3 protein-coding genes are annotated in these 4087 nt (G+C 72.6%); all 3 read left to right on the top strand.

Annotated elements, in window-relative coordinates; genetic code table 11:
- A partial coding sequence (locus tag UO65_RS06750; RefSeq protein ID WP_035279853.1) for a GltB/FmdC/FwdC-like GXGXG domain-containing protein occupies positions 1 to 1420 on the top strand: 1420 nt, incomplete at its 5' end.
- A complete protein-coding gene (locus UO65_RS06745) occupies positions 1413 to 2882 on the top strand; it encodes a glutamate synthase subunit beta (RefSeq protein WP_035279849.1) in 1470 nt (489 codons plus the stop codon). The genes UO65_RS06750 and UO65_RS06745, both read left to right, overlap by 8 nt.
- Positions 2883 to 2974: 92 nt before the next feature.
- Positions 2975 to 3784: an alpha/beta fold hydrolase gene (locus tag UO65_RS06740; RefSeq protein WP_233427461.1), complete on the top strand. Its 810-nt coding sequence runs from the start codon at positions 2975 to 2977 to the stop codon at positions 3782 to 3784.
- The last annotated feature ends 303 nt before the right edge of the window (positions 3785 to 4087 follow it).

Below are 4087 nucleotides of genomic sequence, written 5' to 3'. Positions count from 1 at the left end.
GGCGCACGCCGACGTGGTGCTCATCTCCGGGCACGACGGCGGCACCGGCGCCTCGCCGCTGTCGTCGATCAAGCACGCGGGCGGGCCGTGGGAGCTGGGCCTGGCCGAGACGCAGCAGACGCTGCTGGCCAACCGGCTGCGCGACCGGATCGTGGTGCAGACCGACGGGCAGCTCAAGACCGGCCGCGACGTGGTCATCGCGGCGCTGCTGGGCGCCGAGGAGTTCGGCTTCGCCACCGCGCCGCTGGTGGTGTCGGGCTGCGTGATGATGCGCGTGTGCCACCTCGACACCTGCCCGGTGGGCGTGGCCACGCAGAACCCGACGCTGCGGGCGAAGTTCTCCGGCAAGCCGGAGTTCGTGGTGAACTTCTTCGAGTTCATCGCCCAGGAGGTGCGCGAGTACCTGGCGGCGCTGGGCTTCCGCTCCATCGAGGAGGCCGTCGGGCACGCCGAGGTGCTCGACACCCGCACCGCGGTCGACCACTGGAAGGCCGCCGGGCTCGACCTGACGCCGATCTTCCACGTGCCGGAGCTGGAGCCGCGCGCGGTCCGGCACCGGGTCACCGCCCAGGACCACGGCCTGGACCGGGCACTGGACAACACGCTGATCCAGCTCGCCGAGGGGTCGCTGAACTCCGGCGACAAGGTGCGCCTGGAGCTGCCGGTGCGCAACGTCAACCGGACCGTGGGCACCATGCTCGGCTCGGAGCTGACCAAGCGCTGGGGCGGCGAGGGCCTGCCCGACGACACGATCGACGTGACCTTCACCGGCACGGCGGGGCAGTCGTTCGGCGCGTTCATCCCCAAGGGCATCACGCTGCGGCTGGTCGGCGACGGCAACGACTACGTCGGCAAGGGCCTGTCCGGCGGGCGGATCACGGTGCGCCCGCACCCGGGGGCGCAGTTCGCCGCCGAGGCGCACGTGATCGCGGGCAACGTGATCGGCTACGGCGCCACCGGCGGGGAGATCTTCCTGCGCGGCAAGGTGGGCGAGCGGTTCTGCGTGCGCAACTCCGGCGCGCTGGCCGTCGTCGAGGGCGTCGGCGACCACGCCTGCGAGTACATGACCGGTGGCCGGGTGGTGGTGCTCGGGCCGACCGGGCGCAACTTCGCGGCGGGCATGTCCGGCGGCGTCGCCTACGTGCTGAACCTGTCGAAGGCGCGGATCAACCCGGAGATGGTCGACCTCGACCCGCTCGACGCCGACGACCACGACTTCCTGCGGCAGACCGTCGCCAAGCACCTCGCCGAGACCGATTCGGCGGTGGCGCGCGCGCTGCTGGCGGACTGGGACGACTCGGTCACCCGGTTCACCAAGGTGATGCCGAAGGACTACAAGCGGGTGCTCGCCGCCCAGGCCGCCGCCGTGCGCGACGGCCGCGACATCGACCAGGCGATCATGGAGGCCTCGCATGGCTGACCCCAAGGGCTTTCTCACCACCCGCCGCGACGCCCCCGCGAGCCGCCCGGTGTTCCTGCGGCTGCGGGACTGGCGCGAGGTGTACGAGGCCGACAGCGTCGCCGAGTTCACCAAGGGCGGCAAGGGCTCCGAGCAGGCCGGGCGCTGCATGGACTGCGGCATCCCGTTCTGCCACCAGGGCTGCCCGCTGGGCAACCTGGTCCCGGAGTGGAACACGCTGGTGTGGCGGGACGACTGGCGCGCGGCGAGCGAGCGGCTGCACGCGACGAACAACTTCCCCGAGTTCACCGGCACGCTGTGCCCGGCGCCGTGCGAAGCCGCGTGCGTGCTGGGCATCAACGACGACCCGGTGAGCATCAAGCGCGTCGAGATCTCGATCGTCGACCGCGCCTGGGACGAGGGCTGGGTGACCCCGCAGGCGCCGACGGTCAAGACCGGCAAGAAGGTCGCCGTCGTCGGCTCCGGCCCGGCCGGGCTGGCCGCCGCCCAGCAGCTCACCCGCGCGGGCCACGACGTGGTGGTCTACGAGCGGGCCGACGCCATCGGCGGGCTGCTGCGCTACGGCATCCCCGAGTTCAAGATGGAGAAGTTCCGCCTCGACCGCCGCCTGGCGCAGATGCGCGCGGAGGGCACGCTGTTCCAGACTGGGGTCGACATCGGCGTCGACATCACGGTGGAGCAACTGCGCGCCGACCACGACGCGGTGGTGCTGGCGGGCGGGGCCACCGCGTGGCGCGACCTGCCGGTGCCCGGCCGCGACCTGGCGGGCATCCACCAGGCGATGGAGTACCTGCCGCCCGCCAACAAGGTGGCGGCGGGGTCGCTGGAGCGCTCCCCCATCCACGCCGAGGGCAAGCACGTGGTGGTCATCGGCGGCGGCGACACCGGCGCGGACTGCGTCGGCACCGCCCACCGCCAGGGCGCCCGGTCGGTCACCCAACTGGAGATCATGCCCCGGCCCGCCGAGGCTCGCTCCGAGCTGCACCCGTGGCCGACCTACCCGATGCTCTACCGGGTCACCTCGGCGCACGAGGAGGGCGGCGAACGCGTCTACGCCGTGTCCACCACCGAGTTCGTCGGCGACGAGCAGGGCAACGTCCGCGCCCTGCGGCTCACCGAGGTGGCCAACGAGGGCGGCCGGTTCGTCCCGGTCGAGGGCAGCGAGCGCGAGATCCCGGCCGAGCTGGTCACCCTGGCGATGGGCTTCGTCGGCCCGGAGAAGGGCCCCCTGCTCGACGGCCTCGGCGTCGACCTGGACCCGCGCGGCAACGTGGCCAGGGCCCGCGACTACCAGACCAACGTTCCCGGCGTGTTCACCGCCGGGGACATGGGCCGCGGCCAGTCGCTGATCGTGTGGGCCATCGCGGAGGGCCGCGCGGCCGCCGCGGGCGTCGACACCTACCTCACCGGCCGCACGGTGCTGCCCCGCCCGATCGAGCCGACGGACCGCCCCCTGGTCTGACGCCCCCGAGGACGAACGACCCGCGAGCAACGGCGCTCGCGGGTCGTTCCCGTTCGATACCGTGACCCCGACCCAGCGCGAGGGAGCGACCCGTGGCGATCGACAGGCGGTTCACCGGCAAGGTCGGGGTCCCCGACGGGGAGCTGGCCTTCGAACTGCGGGGCGCGGGAACCCCGGTGGTCCTGCTGCACGGCGGTGCGCTGGACCGCAGCACGTGGGACGCGGAGTCAGCCCTCCTGGCCGCGAACCACACGGTCATCCGCTACGACGCCCGAGGCCACGGCAATTCCTCCACGCCCACCGCCCCCTTCGCCCACCACGAGGACCTGCACAGCCTGCTGCGCGCCCTCGAACTGCCGAGCGCGACGCTGGTGGGCCTCTCCCTGGGCGCGCGCACCGGCATCGACTTCGCCCTCACCCACCCGGACCAGGTGGAGCGGCTGGTGCTGGTCGCCCCCGGCATCAGCGGGATGGCGTTCGAAGACCCGTTCGTGCTGGAGCACCTGCGGCAGATCGGCGAATCCGGCGGGGACACCACGGTGCTCGCGGAGTGCTTCCTGCGCATGTGGGTGGACGGCCCCCACCGCTCCCCCACCGAGGTCGACCCGGCACTCCGAACCCGGTGCGCCACGATCGCCACGGCGAACCTCACCCGCCACAACCCCGGGGGTCAGCGGTTCGCCACCGAGGTCGGCGCCTGGAACCGACTCGCAGACCTGACCGCACCGACCCTGCTGGTGGTCGGCGACCAGGACTCGACGGACATCCACGGCGCCGTCAACCGCATCGCCGCAGCCGCGCCCGCCGCACGGGCGGAGGTCGTCCCCGGCGCGGGCCACCTGGTGAACCTGGAACGCCCAGCGGACTTCCACCGCCTGCTGCTCGACTTCCTCGACCGGTAGCGGTCGGTCCCGGGCTCACCAGGGCGTGGGCAGCACCATCACGAGGAGAGCCAGACCCCACACCACGGTCAGCCTGCTCAAGATTCGCATACCGACGAACTTACGCCGAAGGCCCGCCCCCGACCAGGGGCGAGCCTCCCGCCAACAGCCAAAAGTGAGCACAACCAGCCATCCGGTCGACCCAGCCCGCCCATCCACCAGGAACAACACCGGCACAGCAGCCCAGCCGACCACCCCGAGAACCGCCGGCCCGGCTACGGATATGCCCGGGTGGGTGGATGTGTTTGGCCGGGGGTGGCGATC

This window comes from Actinokineospora spheciospongiae, assembly GCF_000564855.1.
In the GTDB taxonomy this organism is placed as follows: Bacteria; Actinomycetota; Actinomycetes; order Mycobacteriales; family Pseudonocardiaceae; genus Actinokineospora; species Actinokineospora spheciospongiae.
Note: the sequence above shows the minus strand (reverse complement) of the source record. Positions and strands in the feature narration are given on the sequence as shown.

Excerpts from the sequence above, each read along its gene's own strand:
- UO65_RS06745 (WP_035279849.1), top strand. The coding sequence starts at position 1,413 with ATGGCTGACCCCAAGGGCTTTCTCACCACCCGCCGCGACGCCCCCGCG.